Below are 19,938 nucleotides of genomic sequence, written 5' to 3'. Positions count from 1 at the left end.
CGCACTCCTACCCGGGGTGACCGGGCACAAACGCCCCCCCGGCGGGCGGCAGGCCGGCATGGTCGGGCGGGGCCCGGGTAGCCGGGCCGCCGTGCGCATCGTGGTGGCCGGGTGGCCGAGTTTCGTCGACGGTGAGGCGACCGCGGGCGACCTGCTCGCCATGGCACGGGTCGCCGAGGCACTGCGCGGGCCCGGGCGCCGGGTCGAGCAGCTGTTCAGCCCGGTGCTCGACGCGGCGGCCGAGTCGGCGACGTCGGTGGACCCGCACGGCTGCTCGTTGCTGGTGTTCGCCTGCGGACCCGTCCGCGGGCGCCAGGTCGCCGCGCTGCACGAGCGCTTCGCCGCGGCCCGGCGGATCGCGGTGGGCGTGTCCGTGCCGGATCCCGCGGACCCGGCCGCGACCGGGTTCGACCGGATCCTCGCCCGCGACACCGGCGGCTCGCCCGCGGCCACCGCGGACCTGTGCCGGCACGCGCCGGACCCGCTGCCGGTCCCGGTGGTGGGCGTGGTGCTCGCGCCCGGCCAGCCCGAGTACGGCGACCGGCGCCGGCACGACGCCGTGCACACCGCCCTGGAGGACTGGCTGACCGGCCTGGACGCCGCCCGGCTCCCGCTCGACACCCGGGTCGACCCGCGCGACTGGCGCCACGCCGCCACCGCCGACCAGTTCCGGGCGGTGCTCGAGCGGCTCGACGTCGTCGTGACGACCCGGCTGCACGGCCTGGTGCTCGGACTGCGCGCCGGGGTGCCGGTGCTGGCCGTCGACCCGGTCGCCGGCGGGGCGAAGGTCGCGGCGCAGGGACGCGTGCTCGGCTGGCCGGTGCTCGACGCCGACGACGTCACCGGACCGTGCGGCCGTGCCACCCTCGACCAGGCGTGGCGCTGGTGCACCGACGCGGCCGGCCGGGCCCGCACCCTCGCGGCCGGACGCGGCACGGACCCGGTCCTGACCGCGCTGCAGGAGGAGACGGCCGGGTGAGCGCCCCCGGGCGGGGTCAGGCGGGCCGCGACCCCGCGGCGGTCGGCTCCGGCCCGGCCGGGGGCTCCGCGGTCGTCCGCGCAGGCTCGGCGGGGAACTCCGTGGCCGTCCGTGCGGGTTCCACGGGGGGCACAGCCCGGCCGGCGACCACCGCGTCCAGCACCGCATCCCACCGGTGCAGGAACCGGGCCAGGCCGAAGTGCTCCAGCACGTGCGCCCGCGCCGCCGCACCGGCGGCCGCGGCCCGCCCCCGGTCGGTGGCCAGCCGGCGTGCGCCCTCGACGAGGTCGCGCACCGAGGTCCCCACCACCCCGGCCGCGGGCGGGACGGCGACCGCGGCCTCGGTCGTCGCCGGGGCCACCACCGGCATCCCCAGCGCCATCGCCTCCAGCAGGGACAGGCCGAGCGAGGTCCAGCGGGCGGTGTGCAGGTAGAGCCTGCGCCGGGCCATCCGCGGGTGCAGGCCGGACTGGGCGACGTCACCGAGGCCGCGCACGTCGGCCTCCGCGGGCCGGCCGAGGTCGGCGGCGGTCACGCCGTCGGTGCCGATGCCGAACAGGTCCACCGGGACCGCCGCACCGAACCGGGGGAGCAGGTCGCTGCCGGTGACCCGGCCCCGGCGCACCGGCTCGTTGATCAGCGCGACCGCCCGGTCCAGCTCACCGGTCCACAGCGGACCGGGGTCGGCGATCCCGTGCGGCACCGTCGTGGTCGGGGCGTCCCCGCAGTCCCACATCAGCTCGTTGAAGTGCGTGACGTGCACCAGCGGCACACCCGGCCACCCGGCCACCGGGTGCCGGGAGCGGACCGCGTGCTCCGGCGGGGCGTTGTGCTCCACGTACACCGCGGGCACGTCCACCCCGGGCCGCCGGCCCAGCCAGCCCTCGGCCAGCGCCGCCTCCTCGGGCCGCTGCAGCACGACGACGTCCACATCGGTCCCGGCGAGCTCGGCGGCGGGGACCTCGTGCGCCGTCGCGGGCCAGTCCCGGCCGCAGCGGCCGCGCCCCCACGGCCCGCCGCCGGGCAGCACCGGCAGCAGGTAGTGGTGCGGCCCGGCCACGAACGAGCCGGTCCAGGAGCCGTGCACGTGCCACAGCAGGATCCGCAGCGGTCTCATGCCGCCGCCCGGGACAGACCGAACCGCAACGCGTAGGGGTTGAGCCCGCGGGGCAGCGGGCGCGCGGCGTCGAACGACTCCGGCGGCAGCAGCACCGCGTGGTGGTCCTCCAGCAGCGCGGCCAGCACCGTCGAGGCGACGAACAGCACCAGCTCGCGGCCCGGGCAGGCGCCGTGGCCACCGCTGAACGGGGTCAGCATCCAGTCGTCGGCCGCGGCGCCGTCGAGCCACTGGTCCACGTCGAGCCGGTCGGCGTCGGCGCGGCGGCGGTCGTCGCGGTGCAGGAACCAGGTCGGGACCAGGACCGACGTGCCGGCGGCGAGCTCGCCGGCCGGCCAGCTCGTCGCCGTCGTGGACTCGCGCAGCAGCAGCGGGGTGGTCGGCCACAGCCGGGTGGACTCCAGTACGCAGCCGCGCAGCACCGGGAGCTCGGCCGGGCCGTCCGCGGGGGCGGCGTCCGCCTCGGCGCGGGCCCGGCGGCGGACGTCCGGATGGGTGGCGACCAGGGCCAGCGCCCGCAGCGTCACCGCCGCCGCCGGGTCCCAGGCGAACAGCCAGTGCCCGATCTGGTCCTCCGGGGCGACGTCGCCGTCCGGGGAGGGAGCGGCCCGGGCGATCCGCGCGGCGAGGCTGCCCTCCTCGGCCCGGTCGAGGTGCCGGCGCACCCCGGTGGCGAACCGCTGGTGCAAGTCGGCGCGGCGCGGGGCGAGGAACGACCAGTTCCCGCGCCGGCGCAGCCGGGTCAGGAGGTCGGTCAGGTCGTGGTCGTCGCGGGCACCGTCGCCGAGCACGATCCGGCGCACGACCCGCCACCACATGGTCACGAACTCGTCCCAGCCGAAGGCGCCGGTCCGGGCGGCGGCGTCGCGCAGCGCGGCGGTCTCGGCGCGGGCCACCGCGGTGATGTGCGCGGCGTCGGCGTGCAGCGGGGACCCGGTGTCCAGCACGGCCTCGGTGAACCGGCGGCGCTCGGTCCGGGCGGCGCCGTGCGAGACCAGCACGCCGTGCGGCTGGAACTGGCGCAGCGCGCCGCGCTTCTCCCAGGACGCGGGCGCGAACGGCTCCGGCCCCTCGGTGAGCACCCGCCGGACCCCGCCGGCGTCGAGCACCAGCGCGGCGGGCCGCCCGGGCAGCGGCACCCGGACCGGTCCGTCGCCGTAGCGGGCGCGCAGCTCCTGCAGCAGCCGGACCGCCCGGTCGTCGGTGCCGGCCTTCCCGGCTGCCGCGACCACCCGGGGCCGGCGGGCGATCACGCCCTGCGCGACGATCGGGCCGAGCGCGCTGCCGACCAGCCGTGCGGTGTCCGCGGCGGAGAGCACGGGCAGCGTGTCCGGGCCACCGCCCGGGTGCAGTGGCGCGGGATGCATGGCGGGGGAGGGCGGGGTGGACATGCCCGGTCGCTACCCGCGGGAGCACCGTTTCATGCCGCAGGGTTTGGACCGGCCTGCAGCGGCGATGCGCCGGCGTGCGTATCTCGATGGTCTCCGAACACGCGAGCCCGCTGGTCGATCCGGGCGGCCCGGACGCCGGCGGGCAGAACGTGCACGTCCGCGAGCTGGCACTGGCGCTGGGCCGGGCCGGGCACGACGTCACCGTGTGCACCCGCCGGGACGACCCGGCCACGGCCGAGGTCGTCGAGCTGGCGCCGTCGGTGCGGGTGCGGCACGTCCCGGCGGGACCCGCGGAGCCGATCCCGAAGGACGAGCTCGTCGACCACATCCCGGAGCTGTCGGCGGGGCTGGGCCGGGCCTGGCGCACCGACCGGCCGGACGTGGTGCACGGCCACTTCTGGATGTCCGGCTGGGCCGCGACCGGCCCGGCCCGGCAGCGGGGCACGCCACTGGTGCAGACCTTCCACGCGCTCGGGTCGGTCAAGCGCCGCCACCAGGGCGCGGGGGACACCAGCCCGGACGGCCGGATCCGGGTGGAGACCGCGGTGGCCCGCCGGGCCCGGCGGGTGATCGCCTCCTGCCCGGACGAGGCTGCGGAGCTGGTGCGGCTCGGCGTACCGGCGGCCTCGATCGACACCGTGGGGTCGGGGGTGGACACCCGCATGTTCACCCCCGACGGCCCGGCGGCCCCGCGCGGTGCCGCGCCCCGGCTGCTGGTGCTCGGCAGGCTGGTCCGGCGCAAGGGGGCCGACGAGACGGTGCAGGCGCTCGCCGACGTGCCGGGCGCCGAGCTGGTCGTCGCCGGGGGCGGGAACGATCCGGCGACCGATCCGGACGTGGCCCGGCTGCGCCGGCTCGCCGGGGAGGCCGGGGTCGGTGACCGGGTCCGGTTCACCGGCGCGGTCCGCCGCGACGAGGTGCCGGAGCTGCTGCGCTCGTCCGACGTCGTGGTGTGCGCGCCGTGGTACGAGCCGTTCGGCATCGTGCCGCTGGAGGCGATGGCCTGCGGGCGGCCGGTGGTTGCCAGCCGCGTCGGCGGGCTGCAGGAGACCGTCCGGTGCGGCCGGACGGGCCTGCACGTCCCGCCGCGCGACCCGCGGGCGCTGGCCGCGGCGCTGCGGGAGCTGACCGGCGACCCGGACCGCGCCGCGGCGCTGGGTGCGGCCGGGCGGCGCCGCGTGGTGGCGGCCTACGCCTGGGACCGGATCGCCGAGCAGGTGCTCGCGGTCTACCGGAGCGCCGGGGCCGGCGCCACGGCACCGGCCGGCGAGCCGGCGTACCGGCTCACCGTCCCCGCAGGACGGGGCCGATGAGCTCCCGCCACGGGCCGAGATCGACGTAGTCGCGGAACGCCGAGATCAGGCCGGTGTCGTCGACCTCCAGGACACCGTTGCAGGCGACCGCGTACTCCTGGCCGTCGACGACGAACCGGTCCACCCGCTCCAGCCACGCCCGCCGCGGCGTGTAGCTCGCGGTGACGATCTCCCACCGGACCCGTTCCGACCGGTCCAGGATCGGGGCGAGCATCCCCTCGACCCCGGCCGGCCCGCGCACCGGCGGGTGCGGGACGTTCGCGTACTCGGCGTCCGGGGCGAAGCAGGCACCGGCGGCGCGGGCGTCGCGGGCCTCCACCGCGGCGAGGAAGCGCTCCGCCGCCGCGCGCGCATCGGCGGCCGTTCCCGGCCCGCCCATCCCGGTGTCGCTCATCCCGCCGTCACCCACGTGATGGCCCGCCGCACGATCTCCCGGTGCTCGGGCACCGCGTAGGAGGGCGGGTGGTGGCCCAGCGCGTCGTAGACGACCCGGCCGCCACCGTGCTCGCGGGCCCAGAGCATCGATTGCACGGCCCCGGGCACCTCGGCGCCCGGTGTCGCCGCGCTCGCGAGCGCGGCGAGGCCGGGTGCGGTGCGCAGGTCGGAGTAGACCTCGTCGACGACGGTGAAGTCGTCGACGCCGTCGACCACCGGGTGGCCCTCGCCGACCGTGACCCGGATCGGTGGCCCGAGCGGCGGGTGGTGCGAGTGCCCCCACTCCCAGCGGGCGCCGAGCGTGTCCGCCCAGCCGGGCCAGTCGTCGAAGCAGAGCGTCGCGGTGTGCATGCCGAGCACCCCACCACCCGCGGCGAGGTGCGCGCCGAGCGCGTCGCGGGCCCGCGGCGACGGGCTGGCGGCCTCCACGCCGGCCTGCACGCGGTACCGCTCGGGGGTCCCGGAGCAGGTCATCGTCCACCGCAGCGCGTTCACCACCAGCAGTGCCGCGCCCGGCAGCGCTGTCAACGCCGAGTCCACACCGGACGTTCCGGTGTGGACGTCGACATCGAACCCGGCGTCCTCCAGCAGCTCGGCCAGGCACCCGGTCGTCGCGGGGAAGTCGTGGGTCAGGCCGCCGGAGAGCACGACCGCGCGCCGGCTCACGAGGACGCGCGCTCCGCGTGCGTGGTCGCCGCCGTCCCGGCGCCCCCGTTCTCCGCCGCCCACCGCACCGAGTCGACGATCATCTGGTATCCGGTGCACCGGCAGAGGTTGCCCTCGATCCCGGCGCGGATCTCGGCCTCGTCGGGAGCGGGGTTCTCCAGCAGCAGACCGGTCGCCGCCATCACCATGCCCGGCGTACAGTACCCGCACTGCAGCCCGTGGCAGGCGCGGAAGCCCTCCTGCACCGGCGACATCGCCTCGTCGTCGGCGAGGCCCTCCACGGTGAGCACCTCGGACCCGTCGGCCGCCACCGCGAGCACCGTGCACGACTTGACGGTCATCCCGTCGAGCAGCACGGTGCAGGCACCGCAGTTCGACGTGTCGCAGCCGACGTGCGTGCCGGTCAGGCCGCGGGTCTCGCGCAGGTAGTGCACCAGCAGCCGGCGGGACTCGACCTCGTCCTCGCCCGGCACGCCGTTGACACTGATCCGGACCTTGTGGTGGGACATGTCAGCTCCCGTTCGCGGTGTTCAGCAGGCCCCAGACCTTCGCCGGGGTGCAGGGCATCTCCACGTCGCGGACCCCGAGGTGGGACAGCGCGTCCACCACGGCGTTGACCACGGCCTGCGGGGCCGCGGTGGCGCCGGACTCGCCGAGCCCCTTCGCCCCCAGCGGGTTGAACGAGGTCGGGGTGACCAGGTGGTGGGTCTCGTAGGGCGGCAGGTCCTCGGCGGCCGGCACCGTGTAGGTGACCAGGTTGCCGGTACGGGGCTGCCCGTCCTCGTCGTAGGAGACCTCCTCGTACAACGCCTGGGCGATGCCCTGGGCGAGCCCGCCGTGGATCTGGCCGGTGGCCAGCAGCGGGTTGATCACCGTGCCGCAGTCGTCGACGGCGACGTAGCGGACGACGTCGACGCGGCCGGTCTCCCGGTCGATCTCGACGACGCAGCAGTGCGCCCCCGACGGGTAGGACAGGTTGGACGGCTCGTGGTGGGCGGTCTCCTCCAGCCCCGGGTCGACGCCCTCGGGGAGCAGGTGCGGCTTCAGCGACCGCAGCGCCACCTCGGCGAGGGTCACGGTGGGGCCGGTCGTGCCCGCTACCCGGAACGTGCCGTCGGTCAGCTCGACGTCGGACTCGTCGGCCTCGAGCATGTGCGCGGCGATCCGCAGCGCCTTGGCCCGCACCTTGTCCGCGGCCTTGAACACCGCCGAGCCGCCGACCGGCGCACCGCGGCTGCCCATCGTCCCGATGCCCTCCTGGACGGTGGCGGTGTCGCCGTGGAGCAGCGAGATCCGGTCGATGTCGATGCCGAGCTGGTCGGCGACGATCTGCGCGAACGTCGTCTTGTGCCCCTGCCCGTGCGGGCTCGTACCGACCTTGATCACCGCGGAGCCGTCGGTGGTGAGCCGGACGTTCGCCGACTCCCACCCGCCGACGTAGCCGAACTGCTCGAACAGCGGGGTCGGGCCGAAGCCGCCCATCTCGACGAACGTGGAGAACCCGATGCCGAGCAGCGGGGCGGTGGGGTCGTCGCGCTGCGCGTCCCGCCGCCGGCGCAGGTCGTCGTAGTCGACGTGGGTCAGCAGCAGGTCCAGGCAGCCCGGGTAGTTCGCCTCGTCGTAGACGATGCCCTCGAACTGGGTGGCGTAGGGCATCTCGTCGGGGCGGATCAGGTTGACCCGGCGCACCTCGACCGGGTCCCGGCCCAGCTCGGCCGCGACGTGGTCGACCACCCGCTCGATCATGTACGAGGCCTCGGGGCGGCCCGCCCCGCGGTAGGAGCCGACCGGGGTCGTGTTGGTGACGACCGACCGGAAGCTCGCCGCGATGACCGGGATGCGGTAGCAGCCGCCGGACATGAACGAGGTCAGGGTCGGCAGCCCGACCCCGGTGGTGTCCGGCCAGGCGCCGCAGTCCTGGGTGATCCGCACCCGCAGCGCCAGCAGCCGGCCGTCGTCGTCGAAACCGACCTCGACGTCGTGCTCCTGGGCCCGGCCGTGCACCATCGAGGTCATGTTCTCGCTGCGCGTCTCCACGTAGCGCACCGGCCGCTGCACCCGCCGGGACAGCTCCGCGGCGAGCAGGAACTCGGGGTAGCAGGAGGCCTTCGCGCCGAACCCGCCGCCGACGTCGGGCGCGATCACCCGCACCTGCTCCTGGGCCAGCCCGAACCACTGCGCGAACTCGTTGCGCATGTGGTGCGGGGTCTGCGTGGTCAGGTACACGGTGAGCCCGGAGTGCTGCCAGTCGGCCAGGCACACGGTCGGTTCCATCGGCACCGCGGCGCAGCGCTGGTTGCGCAGCCGGATTGCCATCCGGTGCGGCGCGGCGGCCAGCTCCGCCTCGGCGTCGGTCGCCGAGAGCACCTGCTCGAGCACGACGTTCGACTCGAGACCGGGCAGGATCGGCGCCGCGTCCGCGGCGGTCGCGGCCGCCACAGACGCCAGTACCGGCAGGTCGTCGTAGTCGACCTCCACCAGCTCGGCGGCGTCGGCGGCGAGGTAGCGGTCGGTCGCGACGACGACGGCCACCGCCTCCCCGACGAAGCGCACCGCGCCGTCGGCGAGGCAGGGGCGCTCCATCCCCGGCACCGACCGGGTCGGCGGGAGACCCGGCAGGTCGGCGTGGGTCCACACGCCGAGCACGCCGGGCGCGGCGGCGGCCTCCTGCGTGTCGATCGCGGTGATCCGGGCGTGCGCGACCGGGGAGCGCACGTAGGCCATGTAGGCGGTACCCGGGAGCCGGAGGTCCTCCACGAAGGTCCCGCGGCCGGTCAGCAGGGCGGGATCCTCCTTCCGGACCACCGCGGCACCGATCATCGACCCCATGCGGACCTCCTCGTCACCGGTGGGGATGCTGCTGCGACGGACCCTAGTGGCACTCGCAGCTAGAGAGCTAGCGTCGTTTCCCCGAATCCTGCCGATGGTGCACTGCTTCGCGTGGTAACGATGGCGGCGTCACTGTTCTAGCTACTACCGTGCCGGCGCGACTCGGGAGCGCTACGATCCGGGGGTCCCGAACGAGAGCGAGAGGCGAGCCATGACGTACCGAGTCACCGTCGACGCCGACGTCTGCATCAGCTCCGGCAAGTGTGTGGCCGACGAGCCCGAGGCGTTCCGGTTCGACGACGACGACATCGCCGAGACGGTGCCGGGCGCGCCCGAGCTGCCCGACCGGCGCCTGCTCGACGTCGCCCGGAACTGCCCGTCCGGCGCGATCCGGCTGTTCGACGGCGACACCGAAGTCGACGTTCTGTGACGGGCGACGTCCTGATGATGGGCGACCGCCTGTGACGGGCGAGCGCCTGTGAGCGACCCGGCCCGCCGGTACACCACGACCGGCGGGCCGGGTACCACTCAGGCCGGCAGCCGGTCGCCGGCCGGGAGCCGGAGCAGCCGGGCCGCGTTGCCGGCGAGGTCGATCCCGGACGGGACCTCCTTCGCGCCGCTGTCCCAGCCGGCGAAGTTGGTGCCGAACACCAGCCGCTCGGTGCCCGCGTGCCCGATCAGCAGCTCCAGCGCGCCCTCGTCGTGCACGTGGGTGTCGAACCACAGTCGCCGGTAGTAGTGCGCGAAGCCGTTCTCGCGCAACGCAGGGCTCGCCCAGGCGCGCTTCTCCACCGCCTTGGCGAACCGGCCCGCGACGTAGGCCGCCGCGCCGCCGCCGTGGCTGATGCAGACGTCCAGCGCCGGGTGGCGTTCCAGCACCCCGCCGAACACCAGCGCGGCGACGGCGAGGGTCTCGTCGCGGGCGAACCCGAACAGCAGGTCGAGGTCGAACCGGCGCAGCCGCGGGTCGTCCGACGGGCCCTCCGCGCCCAGCGGGGTCGGGTGGACGAACAGCGGGACGTCGAGCTCGACCAGCGCCTCATAGAGCGGGTCCAGCTCCGGGTCGTCCAGCGTGCGCCCGGCCGGGTCGGTGTCGGTGTAGACCGCGACCATGCCCAGCTCGCGCACCGCGCGGCGGGCCTCGGCGACGGCCGCGCCGACGTCCTGGACCGGGAGCTGGGCCGCGGCGAGCAGCCGGTCCGGGTACCGCGCGGCGGTGGCCGCGAGCGCGTCGTTGTGCGCGCGGGCGAACCCGGTGGCGTCCGCCGCAGGCAGGTCGCCGAAGTAGGTCAGCGGGTTGGGCGAGAGCAGCTGCACGTCGATGCCGGCCTCGTCCATCGCCGCGACCCGCAGGTCGACGTCGGTGAACGGGCTGCCGCGGTAGCGGACGCCGTGCAGCACGTAGTCCCCGACCCGGTAGTAGGGCGTGCCGTCGGCGCCGGCCCCGGTCTCGGGCCCCGCCGTGCCGGCGGCACCCTCGGTGACCTCCAGGACCGCGTGCGCGTGCACGTCGACCAGGGGCAGGCGCTGCCCGGGGAGCTGCTCAGACATGGGACATCCGTTCCAGGTCCTCCTCGGTGAGGGCGAGGCCGCGGGTCAGCGGGCAGGAGGCGAGCATGCGCACCTGGTCGCTGCTGCGCATGGTGCGCTCGGGGATCGGCGTGGTGATGTCGATCCGGCGGCCCTGCTTGATCACCTCGACGATCCGCTCGGGGTCCTGCAGGATCCGGATGTCGGCCAGCGGGTCCCCGTCGATCACCAGGGCGTCGGCGATCCGGCCCGGCTCGAGCGTGCCCAGCTCGCCCTCCATCCGCATCGCGAACGCCCCGTTGCCGGTCGCGGCGACGATGGCGTCCATCGGGCTCATCCCCATGTACTCGACGAACATCTCCAGCTCGCGGGCGTGCCACTCGCCGACCGGGGTGACGGCGAACCCGGTCTCGGAGCCGGTCAGGAACCGCACCCCGGCCTGGTGGGCCTTGTGCATCTGGGCGGCGGTCACCTCGATCTCGGCACGGAAGACGTCCAGCAGCTCCGGCGCCGAGCCGATCTTCGTGCCGTAGTCGGCGAGGTTGCCGAGCAGGGTGAACGTGGGGCACAGCGACGCCCCGGCCTCCAGTACGGCCTCCAGCGCCTCGTCGTCCATGTAGGACGCGTGATAGATCAGGTCGACGCCGGCGCGGGCCGCGTCGCGGGTGCTCTCGGAGTTGCGGCAGTGCGCGACGACCTTCGTGTTGAGCTCGTGCGCGGCGTCGCAGACGGTCCGCAGCTCGTCGAAGTTCCAGACCTTGACCTCGGGGCCCTTCATCGACGGGATCAGCCCGGTGACCATGATCTTGATCCAGTCGACGCCGTACTTGATCTGTCGCCGGATCTCGTTGACCATCATGTCCCGGTTGTGCACGACGGTCGCGTAGCCGGTCCGGCCCTCGTCGGCGATCATCCGGCCCGCGGTGCCGCCGAGCATCGTCATCAGTGCCTGGCCGCCGGCCCGCATGCGCGGACCCTCGACGATGCCGGTGTCGATGGCGTCCCGGAGCTCGACGCCGATGTTCCACAGGCAGTCCGCGTCGAGCACGCTGGTGACCCCGGCCCGCAGGACCTTGCGCGCGTTGTAGGCCGAGAGCATCGAGCTGTAGGCCTCGGTGCGGTGGTGGAACAGCTCGTCGTTGCCGGTCGGCTCGCCGAAGGTCAGGTGGGTGTGCGCGTCGATCAGGCCCGGCATGACCGTCCGCCCGGTGGCGTCGATGCGCTCCGCGGGCGGGTTCGACGCCGCCTCCGAGAGGGCCGCCGCGCCCGTCGAGTGGATCCGGCCGTCCCGCAGCAGGACCGCCTCGTCCGGCCGGGGCGCGGCCCCGGTGCCGTCGATGACCGTCCCGCCGGTGATGAGGACGCTGTCGCCCATGACGCCTCCTGTCCGCCTCTGTGAGTGGCAAGCCTAGCTACTAGCTCCGGTCGCGGCCAGGGCGCTCGTCGCCGACGCCGTCGCCGGTCCCCGCCCACGGTGGTGAACAGCAGGTCCATCGCGGTATGGGCCGATCGGCGGATCGGGTCGCAGGCCCCGGCCCAGATCCGGATGGAGTCATAGTGGTGAGAATCTTGACGTCGTTCCGGCCGCCTCCCTAGATTGTTGCCCGGCTCACAGGGAGGTGGGACGTGGTCGCAGCGGTGGAGTCGCTCGAGGCCGACGTGGTGGTCCTCGGCGCCGGTCCGGGCGGGATGGCCGCCGTCGCCGCCGCGGCCGACGCGGGGGCGACCGTCGTCGTGCTCGAGGCGCAGGAGCACATCGGCGGCAACGCCGTCTGGTCCACCGGATACTTGGCCTTCGTCGGGTCCGCGATGCAGGCCGAGCAGGGCATCGCCGACGACGAGGAGCGGTTCGTCGCGGACGCCCGCGCCCAGGTCGACCTCCTGGAGGACCGCTACGGAGTCGAGTGGAACGAGGACCTCGTCCGGTTGTTCGCGCGGGAGAGCGCCCGGACCTACGACGACCTGACCGCCCGCGGGGTCCGGTTCAGCCGGTTCATCCCGCGGCCCCGCCAGCACTCGGTCGACCGGATGGCCGCGGTCGAGGACAGCTGGATGCTGGGGCGCGCCTACTCCGCCGACTTCCGCCGCGACGAGGTCACCGTCCGGTACGGCACGGTCGCGGACCGGCTGGTCGTCGAGGACGGCCGGGTGACCGGCGTGCTCGCCCACCGCAGCGCCGACGGCGAGCGGATCCGGGTCGCGGCGCGCCGCGCGGTGGTGCTCGCGACCGGTGGCTACCAGGCCAACCCCGAGCTGCGGCGCCGGTTCCAGCCGGGCTTCGCCGCTCGCGGGCCGTACCTGGGCATCGACAGCTGCCGCGGCGACGGGCACCTGATGGGGCAGGCGGTGGGCGGCGACCTCGTCAACATGACCGTGGTGCCGCCGCTGGTCATCGTGTCGTCCTCGGTGGTCGAGGACGCGATCGCCGTCGACCCGGCGGGCGAGCGCTTCCACGACGAGGCGGGCCCCTACGAGGAACGGGTCGAGCGGCTGCGGGCGCTGCCCGGGCGCCGGGCCTGGTACGTCGTCGACAGCACGGTGGCGCGGGAGAAGGAGACCCTGATCGGGCAGATGCCCGAGCCACCCGTGCAGGCCCCGACCCTCGCCGCGCTCGCCGGGCTCATCGGCGTCCCCGCGACCGCGCTGGAGGACACGGTGCGGCGCTGGAACGCCTTCCTCGACGGCGGGGCGGACGCGGACCCGGACTTCGGCCGGGTGGTGCTGCCCCCGGGCCGCCGTCGCTGCGAGACCGGGCCGTTCACGGCCGTCCCGATGACCGAGGGCATCAACTTCTGCTGTGGCGGCTTCCGCATCACCACCGAGCAGCGCGTGATCGACGTGTTCGGGCGGACCGTGCCGGGCCTGTTCGCGGTGGGCGACTGCGTGGGCGGCCTCAACCCGGTGTCGGATCTCGGGGGGATCCACATCTGCGGCGCGCTGACGTTCGGCCGGTTGGCCGGGCAGGCGGCGGCTCTCGGCGGCAGCGACAGTGCCGAGCACGGGTCGGTGCTCCACGCCGGGCTGCCCTCGATGCTGGGTACGCGCGTCGCACTCGTCCATCTCGACGGCCGGCTCGACGCGGACACGCGGAGCTGACCCCCACGGCGCCGGCCGCCCGGCCGTGCGCCGACGCCTCCCCGAGGAGACATCGTGTCCGTCGGAGTGCTGTTCACCCAGGGCCTGGTCACCGGCGAGCCCCGCCGCGTCCTCGCCGAGATCCTCGAGCAGGCCGAGGTCGCGGACCGGGCCGGGTTCGCGGCCGCGCTGACCACCGAGCACAAGTACTCCGACGAGTACTTCGGCTCACCGCTGCCGCTCTCGTTCGCGATCGCCGCCCGGACCGAACGCGTGCGGGTCGGCACCGCCATCGCCATCGCGCCGCTCTACAACCCGATCGAGCTCGCCCAGGACGCGGCGATGCTGGACCAGCTCTCCGGCGGCCGCGCCTGGCTCGGTCTCGGCGCCGGATACATGCCGGTCGACTACTCCACGGTGGGGGTGCCGTGGGAGGACCGGGCCCGGCGGTTCGACGAGACCGTCCGGATCCTGCGGGCCGCCCACGGCGCCGAGCGCTTCTCGTTCGCCGGGGACCTCTACTCCTTCGACGACGTCGCCGTGATCCCGCGCCCGGTGGCCGCCGACGGCATCCCGCTGCACCTCGCCGCCTGGACCCCGGGCGGTCTGCGCCGCGCCGGCCGGCTGGGTGACGGCTGGATCACCAACGCGCTGATGTCGTTGCCGACGATGACCGCGATGGCCGACACCTACCGCGCCGCGGCGGCGGACGCCGGCCGCAGCCCGCACGTCACCGCCGTCCGCTTCTGCTGGCCGTACACGTCCCGGGAGGCCGCGCTGGAGAAGTTCGGGGACACCGCGCTGGCGATGGCCCGCACGCTGTTCGACTACGGGGCGATCACCGACCTGCCCGGCGTCGGCTCGTCCGCCGAGATCACGCTGGAGGAGTTCGTCCGGGACCGGTTCGTCTTCGGCACCCCCGACGAGTGTGTGGAGACGATCCGCCGGTTCTCCGACGACGCGGGCGTCGACGACTTCCTGATGGTCTTCCGGTATCCGACCGGCCCGCACCACGCCGCCGTGGTGGAGGCGATGGAGCTGTTCGCGGGCGAGGTCATGCCGCACGTGTCGGCGCCGGCGGTCCCGGCGTGACGGCGCTGCGGATCGGGGTCGTCGGCGTCAACTACGCAGAGGTGACGCACCTGCCGGCGTACCGGACGCTCGCGGCCGAGGGGCTGGTGGAGCTGGTCGCGCTGGCCACGGCGCACCCGGGGACGGCGCGGGAGGCGGCCGCCCGGCACGGTGTGCCCCGCGCCCACGTCGGGTACGAGGAGCTCTGTGTCGACCCCGAGGTCGACCTGGTCGACATCGTGACCCGCCCCAGCCTGCACCTGGACATGGCCCGCTCGGCGCTGGCAGCGGGCAAGCGGGTGCTCTGCGAGGCCCCGCTCGCCCCGACGGTCGCCGCGGGGGAAGAGCTCGCGACGCTCGCGTGCGGCCGCGGGTTCGTCGACATGCAGTCCCGCTTCCAGCCGGGACTGGCCGAGCTGCGCCGGCGGGTGCGCGACGGCTACGTCGGCCGGGTCGACAACGTGGCGGTCACCGCGTTCTACCCGACCTTCACGACCGAGGCGGCGGTCGCCGGGTCGGGCTGGTGCGCCGAGGCGGCGCACGGCGCGAGCTCGCTGCGCGTGCACGGCCTGCACACCGCGGACCTGCTGCGCTGGACCTTCGGCGAGCTGAGCGACGTCCGGGGCAGCGCGACGACCCGGCAGCCCGCCTGGCTCGGCCGGGTCCCCGCCGACAGCGTCGACTCCGCGGCCTGGACCGCACGGACCGCCGAAGGCGCGGTGTGCTCGGTGCACACCTCGTGGGTGGCGCCGCTCGGCGCCGGCTTCCGGATGGTGGTGCACGGCTCCGAGGGCGTGCTGCGGGCCGAGGCCGACGGGCACACCGGTCACTTCCCGGTCCGGCTCGCCGGAGCGCGGAGCGGCGACGGGGCGGTGCGCGACCTGGTGCCGGCGAGCGGGGGACCGGCGAGCGCCTTCGAAGCGCTGGCCCGCGCGCTGGCGGCCGGGGACACCGCGCACGTCCCGACCTTCGACGACGGGCTGGCCGCGCTGCGGGTCGCTTCCGCGGTCGAGGACGGCGACACGGCCTGACCCGGCGGCGACGACGAGCGTCGGACGGTCGGAATGCCGCCACGCGGCCGCGTCATGCCGGGCCGGGGCCGGCCGCCGCCGCGAGCCCGTCCAGGTAGTGCCCGAGAGCGAGCTCGAACGCGGCGTCGAGACCCTCGAGGCCGGAGGCTCCGGCGGCGAGGGCGTCGATCTCGCGCAGCCGGGGGAAGCCGGCACCGCGGAGGAGGTCGGACGCCTCGGTCTCGACCGTGTCCCACCACTGCTCGTTCCGCAGGTGTGTCTCCTGCTCGGCACGGACCTCGTGGAGGGCAGCGAGAGCGAGCCCGTGCACCAGGGCCGGGAGGGCGAGCCCGACCCCGGCCCGGGCCGGCGGATCGAGGGGGAGGGCGGTCAGCGCCTCGAACGTCCACTCGCTGTGCAGCATCGCCTCCGGCGCCAGTGGCGGACGCGTCGTCAGCGTCAGCTCCGCCAGCCACGGGTGTGATCGGTACAGCCGCCACTGCAGCCGGTACACGGTTTCGAGGCGCTCCCTCCATCCAGCGGGCATCGGCCGCGGAAGCGGATTCCCCCGGAAGACGGCGCGCACCATGAGGATCTCCAGCTCGTCCCGCCCCGCGACGTGCCGGTAGAGCGACATGGGTGCCACCTTCAGTGCACCGGCCAGCCGGCGCATGGTGAGTGCCGCCAGCCCCTCGCGATCGGCGATGCGGACGGCGACGGCGAGGACGCGGTCCCGGGTCAGCGTCGTGCTGCCCGGTCCGCGCCTGCCGGTCACCACCGTCCCCGAACCCGTCCGGGTGGCCACCAGGCCCTCGTCCCGGAGCAGCGCCAGGGCACGGCTCGCCGTGGCCATGGCCACGCCCCAGTCCCGGACGAGCTGACGCGTGGAGGGAACCCGGTCACCGGGTGCGAGATCGCCGTGGGCGATCCGCTCCCGAATCGCTGCGGCGATGCGGTGCGACGGTAGATCACCGGTGTCGGACACGGGGGAAGCGTACTAGTGCACCAGATCGGTCGTCACGTCGTCGACCTGAAACTCCCGCTGGACAACGAGCGGAAAGGGGGAAAGTGCACTGCAACGGCGAGGGTGGTACGTCCGACGGTGCATACGTTGTACGCATGATGCAGCCCAGCACGCGTGCCTACGTCGGCGTCACGGTGATCGACCCGACCGGCCTCCCGCCCCGACCGGACCAGACGGTGATCGTCACCGGCAGCACGATCACAGCGGTGGGACCTGCCGCGCAGGTCCCGGTACCGGCCGACTCCCTGCGCCATGACCTCAGCGGCAAGTTCGTCATCCCGGGCCTGGTCGACATGCACGTGCACAGCGAGGCGGAGACCGACGATCCCCGGCACTTCGCCGGTCTGTACATCGCCAACGGTGTGACGGCGGTCCGCGAGATGTGGGGCAGGCCCGCGCTGCACGAGATCCGCCGGAGGATCGAGTCCGGGGAACTGATCGGCCCGCGGATGACCATCGCCAGTCCGCTCCTCGACGGCAGTCCCGCTCTCTGGTCCGACGTCCCCGACGCCCCGGTCGTGCCGGTCACCTCCCCGGACCGGGCTCGTCGGGCGGTCTCCGAGGCGATCGACGGCGGAGCCGATTTCATCAAGGTCTACTCGCGACTCTCGCCGGAGGCCTATCGGGCCGTGATCGCGGAGGCGGGCAGGAGGAACGTCGTCGTCGCCGGTCACCGATCGGACAACGTACCGTTCCTCGACCAGATCGAGTCGGGGCAGCGCTCGTTCGAGCACCTGTTCGGCGGAATCTGGCCTGCCGCGTCCGCGGACGTCGAGCGGCTCGAGGCGGCGATGGCCTCGATCCGGACGTCGCCGGAGTTCCATCTCGGTAGCTGGTTGAAGCAGGTCGCCCAGGTGGAGTGGGACGCGGTCACCTCGTACGACCGCAGGAGGGCGAGCTCGGTGTTCGACCGGCTCGTCGCCGCCGATGTCGCCTACACCCCGACGCTGGCGGTGCACGCGGTCATCGACCGGCCGGAGTCGATCCGTCTCGACGACCGGCGGATGGACTACCTGGTCCCCGGCACCCCGGAGTCGTGGGATTTCCTGCGAGCGCAGATCTACTGCGGTGGGGGCCGGTCGGACGAGGAAGCCTCCCGGCACCGTGATCTGCTCGACCGGCGACGGGCGACCGTGGCCGCCATGGACCAGGCGGGCGTACGGCTGCTCGCCGGCACGGACTCGGTCGGGCCCGGCCTCTTCCCCGGAGCCAGCCTGCACCTCGAGCTCGAACAGCTGGTCGCCGCCGGCCTGACCCCGCTACGAGCCCTCCGGTGCGCCACCGTCGAGCCGGCCCGGTTCCTCGGCCGCGGCGGGTGGGCCGGCACGGTCGAGGCCGACCGGGTCGCCGACCTCGTCGTCCTGGATGCCGATCCGCTCGCCGACATCCGCAACACCCGGCGGATCCATGCGGTCGTCGTCGACGGCCGGTACATCGGGCCCGACGAGCGCGACGGTCTGCTGACCACGGCGCAGCGGATCGCCGGAGGCAACCGGTGACCGACGTGGTGCCCCGGGCCCGCGCGACCGCTCGTGACCGGCTCGGCGTGGTGGTGCTGGCACTCCCGGCGCTGCTGACCTCGATGGACCTGTCGGTCCTGTTCCTGGCGTCGCCGTGGATCAGTGCCGATCTGGGTCCCACGTCCGGCCAGCTCCTGTGGGCCATGGACATCTACGGCTTCATGATGGCGGGCCTGCTCATCACGATGGGCACCGTCGGCGACCGGATCGGCCGGCGAAAGCTGCTCCTGATCGGCGCCCTCGCTTTCGGGGGCGCATCACTGCTGGCCGCGTTCGCCACCAGCGCCGAGATGCTCATCGTCGCGCGGGCTCTCCTCGGCGTCGCCGGCGCGACACTCGCGCCGTCGACGCTGTCGCTGATCCGCGGCATGTTCGACGACGAGGACCAGCGCCGCACCGCGGTCGGGGTCTGGACCGGTGCGTTCCTCGGGGGCGTCACGATCGGCCCGATCGTCGGCGGGCTGCTCCTGGAGCACTTCTGGTGGGGCTCGGTGTTCCTGATCAACGTGCCGGTCATGGCCGTCCTGCTGATCGCCGCCCCGATCGTCGTCGACGAGTCCCGTGATCCGGACCCCGGCCGGTTCGACGTGCTCGACGCCGCACTCTCGCTCGGGGCCGTCCTGCCCGTCGTCCACGGTGTCATGACGATCGCCGAGGACGGTGTGCGGTGGACGTCGGTCGCCGGCATCGCCGTCGGGACCGGTCTCGCCGCGGTCTTCGTCGCCCGCCAGCTGCGAAGTGCGAGCCCGATGATCGACATGCGCCTGTTCGCCCGGCCTGCGTTCAGCGCTGCGGTCCTGTCCAACGGCGTCATCGTCTTCGCCTCCGCGGGCATGGGGCTGCTCGCCGCGACCTACATCCAGACGGTCCTCGGACATGCACCGTTCGTGGCGGCGCTGTGGATGCTGCCCACCGTCGCCGGGACGGTGGTCGGTGTCGCCATCGCCTCGCGGGCGGCACGAACCGTCTCCTCCACGTTGCTCGTCCCGCTGGGGCTGCTGATCTCCGCGAGCGGATTCGTCGCCTTCTGCCTCGTCACCCCGGACTCGCACATCGGCGTGCTGATCACCGCCTACAGTGCGCTGACCCTCGGTGTCGGCGTGACCGCCACCCTGGTGACCTCCCTCGTCCTGGCTGCGGCCCCACCGGAGAAGGCCGGTGCGGCCTCGGCTCTCGCCGAGGCCACCGGTGAGTTCGGCGGAGCCCTGGGGATCGCGGTCCTGGGTACCCTCGCCGGAACGATCTACCGCAACAGGACGGACACCGACACCCTCGGACATGCCGTCGCCGCCGCCCGGGAGCTCCCGGACGAGGCCGCCGACCTGCTGATCGAGCGAGCCTTCGACGCCTACACGAGCGGGTTCACCGCGGCCGCGGTCGTGGGCGCCGTCCTCCTCACCGCCTCGGCGGTCGCGGCGGGACCGCTGCTGCGCGCGGGGGCGACTCCGCGCAGCACCGGGACCCGACGACAGCCGCAGTGACCGGCACGGTTCCGGCCCGTCCGGGAGGTCGCGGCCGCCTACCCCATCTTCTGCGCGGCGCTCTCGATCGCCTGCCGGATGCGGAAGTAGGTGCCGCACCGGCAGACGTTCTCGATCGCCCGGATGTCCTCGTCGGTCGGCGACGAGGTGCGCTTGAGCAGGTCGACCGCCGCCATGATCTGGCCCGGCTGGCAGTACCCGCACTGCGGGACGTCCTGCTCCAGCCAGGCCTCCTGCACCGGGTGCAGGGTGTCGCCGTCGGCGAGCCCCTCGATCGTGGTGACCTCCCGGCCCTCGGCCGTGGAGACCTTCACCGAGCAGGGCCGGACGGCCTCGCCGTCGAGCAGGCTGGTGCAGGCCTTGCAGACGTCGATGCCGCACCCGTACTTCGGGCCGGTGACGCCGAGCTTGTCGCGCAGCGCCCACAGCAGCGGCAGGTCCTCCGGCGCGTCGACCGTGACGTCGGTGCCGTTGAGCGTGAATCCGTACACGGGCAT

General features: G+C 74.5%; 18 protein-coding genes. 8 read left to right on the top strand and 10 right to left on the bottom strand.

Annotated elements, in window-relative coordinates; translation table 11 throughout:
* The first annotated feature begins 91 nt into the window (after positions 1-91).
* Positions 92-979, top strand: a complete 888-nt coding sequence (locus BM093_RS16745) for a polysaccharide pyruvyl transferase family protein (RefSeq protein ID WP_093344158.1) — start codon at positions 92-94, stop codon at positions 977-979.
* A 16-nt stretch (positions 980-995) separates the two neighbouring features.
* Here the strand turns inward: BM093_RS16745 and BM093_RS16740 are convergent, their stop codons facing one another.
* Both BM093_RS16740 and BM093_RS16735 read right to left on the bottom strand, forming a co-directional pair.
* Positions 996-2,087, bottom strand: a complete 1,092-nt coding sequence (locus BM093_RS16740; protein WP_093344387.1) for a glycosyltransferase — start codon at positions 2,085-2,087, stop codon at positions 996-998.
* A gap of 5 nt (positions 2,088-2,092) precedes the next feature.
* Positions 2,093-3,487 (bottom strand): cytochrome P450, encoded by a 1,395-nt coding sequence (locus BM093_RS16735; protein ID WP_245773576.1) that lies wholly within the window; start codon positions 3,485-3,487, stop codon positions 2,093-2,095.
* 74 nt (positions 3,488-3,561) lie between these two features.
* Between BM093_RS16735 and BM093_RS16730 the strand changes: the two genes are divergently transcribed.
* Positions 3,562-4,800 (top strand): glycosyltransferase, encoded by a 1,239-nt coding sequence (locus BM093_RS16730; RefSeq protein WP_093344152.1) that lies wholly within the window; start codon positions 3,562-3,564, stop codon positions 4,798-4,800.
* Here BM093_RS16730 and BM093_RS16725 read toward each other — a convergent pair.
* The 4 genes from BM093_RS16725 to BM093_RS16710 are packed head-to-tail and all read right to left on the bottom strand — an operon-like array spanning position 4,772 to position 8,730.
* Entirely contained in the window at positions 4,772-5,194 is a 423-nt protein-coding gene (locus BM093_RS16725; protein ID WP_245773575.1) for a nuclear transport factor 2 family protein, read from the bottom strand. The genes BM093_RS16730 and BM093_RS16725 overlap by 29 nt on opposite strands.
* The gene (locus BM093_RS16720) at positions 5,191-5,901 is read right to left on the bottom strand and encodes a ThuA domain-containing protein (protein ID WP_093344383.1); all 711 of its coding nucleotides are present in this window, start codon (positions 5,899-5,901) and stop codon (positions 5,191-5,193) included. Before BM093_RS16720 ends, BM093_RS16725 begins: the two co-directional genes overlap by 4 nt.
* Positions 5,898-6,410, bottom strand: a complete 513-nt coding sequence (locus BM093_RS16715) for a (2Fe-2S)-binding protein (protein ID WP_093344149.1) — start codon at positions 6,408-6,410, stop codon at positions 5,898-5,900. Before BM093_RS16715 ends, BM093_RS16720 begins: the two co-directional genes overlap by 4 nt.
* Position 6,411: 1 nt before the next feature.
* On the bottom strand, positions 6,412-8,730 hold the full coding sequence (locus BM093_RS16710; RefSeq protein ID WP_093344146.1) for a xanthine dehydrogenase family protein molybdopterin-binding subunit: 2,319 nt from the start codon (positions 8,728-8,730) through the stop codon (positions 6,412-6,414).
* Positions 8,731-8,941: 211 nt separating this feature from the next.
* On the opposite strand from BM093_RS16710, the gene BM093_RS16705 reads away from it, so the two are divergent.
* On the top strand, positions 8,942-9,160 hold the full coding sequence (locus tag BM093_RS16705; protein WP_093344143.1) for a ferredoxin: 219 nt from the start codon (positions 8,942-8,944) through the stop codon (positions 9,158-9,160).
* 98 nt (positions 9,161-9,258) lie between these two features.
* Here BM093_RS16705 and BM093_RS16700 read toward each other — a convergent pair whose 3' ends face one another.
* Together BM093_RS16700 and BM093_RS16695 are read right to left on the bottom strand one after the other, a co-directional pair.
* Positions 9,259-10,281: an amidohydrolase family protein gene (locus tag BM093_RS16700; protein WP_093344140.1), complete on the bottom strand. Its 1,023-nt coding sequence runs from the start codon at positions 10,279-10,281 to the stop codon at positions 9,259-9,261.
* Positions 10,274-11,635: a metal-dependent hydrolase family protein gene (locus BM093_RS16695; protein WP_093344137.1), complete on the bottom strand. Its 1,362-nt coding sequence runs from the start codon at positions 11,633-11,635 to the stop codon at positions 10,274-10,276. Before BM093_RS16695 ends, BM093_RS16700 begins: the two co-directional genes overlap by 8 nt.
* Positions 11,636-11,886: 251 nt before the next feature.
* On the opposite strand from BM093_RS16695, the gene BM093_RS16690 reads away from it, so the two are divergent.
* From BM093_RS16690 to BM093_RS16680, 3 genes are read left to right on the top strand one after another with little or no spacing between them, the layout of a single operon-like run.
* On the top strand, positions 11,887-13,356 hold the full coding sequence (locus BM093_RS16690) for an FAD-dependent oxidoreductase (protein WP_245773574.1): 1,470 nt from the start codon (positions 11,887-11,889) through the stop codon (positions 13,354-13,356).
* A 54-nt stretch (positions 13,357-13,410) separates the two neighbouring features.
* A complete protein-coding gene (locus BM093_RS16685; protein WP_093344134.1) occupies positions 13,411-14,427 on the top strand; it encodes an LLM class flavin-dependent oxidoreductase in 1,017 nt (338 codons plus the stop codon).
* Positions 14,424-15,437: a Gfo/Idh/MocA family protein gene (locus tag BM093_RS16680; protein WP_093344131.1), complete on the top strand. Its 1,014-nt coding sequence runs from the start codon at positions 14,424-14,426 to the stop codon at positions 15,435-15,437. Before BM093_RS16685 ends, BM093_RS16680 begins: the two co-directional genes overlap by 4 nt.
* Positions 15,438-15,489: 52 nt before the next feature.
* Here the strand turns inward: BM093_RS16680 and BM093_RS16675 are convergent, their stop codons facing one another.
* Positions 15,490-16,401: a GntR family transcriptional regulator gene (locus tag BM093_RS16675; RefSeq protein ID WP_093344127.1), complete on the bottom strand. Its 912-nt coding sequence runs from the start codon at positions 16,399-16,401 to the stop codon at positions 15,490-15,492.
* A gap of 134 nt (positions 16,402-16,535) precedes the next feature.
* Between BM093_RS16675 and BM093_RS16670 the strand changes: the two genes are divergently transcribed.
* Together BM093_RS16670 and BM093_RS16665 are read left to right on the top strand one after the other, a co-directional pair.
* Positions 16,536-17,939, top strand: coding sequence for an amidohydrolase family protein (locus BM093_RS16670; RefSeq protein ID WP_218162801.1), 1,404 nt, complete (start codon positions 16,536-16,538; stop codon positions 17,937-17,939).
* Positions 17,936-19,441, top strand: coding sequence for an MFS transporter (locus BM093_RS16665; RefSeq protein WP_093344124.1), 1,506 nt, complete (start codon positions 17,936-17,938; stop codon positions 19,439-19,441). The genes BM093_RS16670 and BM093_RS16665 overlap by 4 nt, the downstream gene beginning before the upstream one ends.
* Positions 19,442-19,479: 38 nt before the next feature.
* Here the strand turns inward: BM093_RS16665 and BM093_RS16660 are convergent, their stop codons facing one another.
* The gene (locus BM093_RS16660) at positions 19,480-19,938 is read right to left on the bottom strand and encodes a (2Fe-2S)-binding protein (protein WP_093344122.1); all 459 of its coding nucleotides are present in this window, start codon (positions 19,936-19,938) and stop codon (positions 19,480-19,482) included.

The organism is Pseudonocardia ammonioxydans (genome assembly GCF_900115005.1).
GTDB classification, from domain to species: Bacteria; Actinomycetota; Actinomycetes; order Mycobacteriales; family Pseudonocardiaceae; genus Pseudonocardia; species Pseudonocardia ammonioxydans.
Note: the sequence above shows the minus strand (reverse complement) of the source record. Positions and strands in the feature narration are given on the sequence as shown.

Excerpts from the sequence above, each read along its gene's own strand:
- BM093_RS16725 (WP_245773575.1), bottom strand. The coding sequence starts at position 5,194 with ATGAGCGACACCGGGATGGGCGGGCCGGGAACGGCCGCCGATGCGCGC.
- BM093_RS16670 (WP_218162801.1), top strand. The coding sequence starts at position 16,536 with ATGATGCAGCCCAGCACGCGTGCCTACGTCGGCGTCACGGTGATCGAC.
- BM093_RS16710 (WP_093344146.1), bottom strand. The coding sequence starts at position 8,730 with ATGGGGTCGATGATCGGTGCCGCGGTGGTCCGGAAGGAGGATCCCGCC.
- BM093_RS16705 (WP_093344143.1), top strand. The coding sequence starts at position 8,942 with ATGACGTACCGAGTCACCGTCGACGCCGACGTCTGCATCAGCTCCGGC.
- BM093_RS16660 (WP_093344122.1), bottom strand. The coding sequence starts at position 19,938 with ATGCCCGTGTACGGATTCACGCTCAACGGCACCGACGTCACGGTCGAC.
- BM093_RS16715 (WP_093344149.1), bottom strand. The coding sequence starts at position 6,410 with ATGTCCCACCACAAGGTCCGGATCAGTGTCAACGGCGTGCCGGGCGAG.
- BM093_RS16695 (WP_093344137.1), bottom strand. The coding sequence starts at position 11,635 with ATGGGCGACAGCGTCCTCATCACCGGCGGGACGGTCATCGACGGCACC.
- BM093_RS16700 (WP_093344140.1), bottom strand. The coding sequence starts at position 10,281 with ATGTCTGAGCAGCTCCCCGGGCAGCGCCTGCCCCTGGTCGACGTGCAC.
- BM093_RS16735 (WP_245773576.1), bottom strand. The coding sequence starts at position 3,487 with ATGTCCACCCCGCCCTCCCCCGCCATGCATCCCGCGCCACTGCACCCG.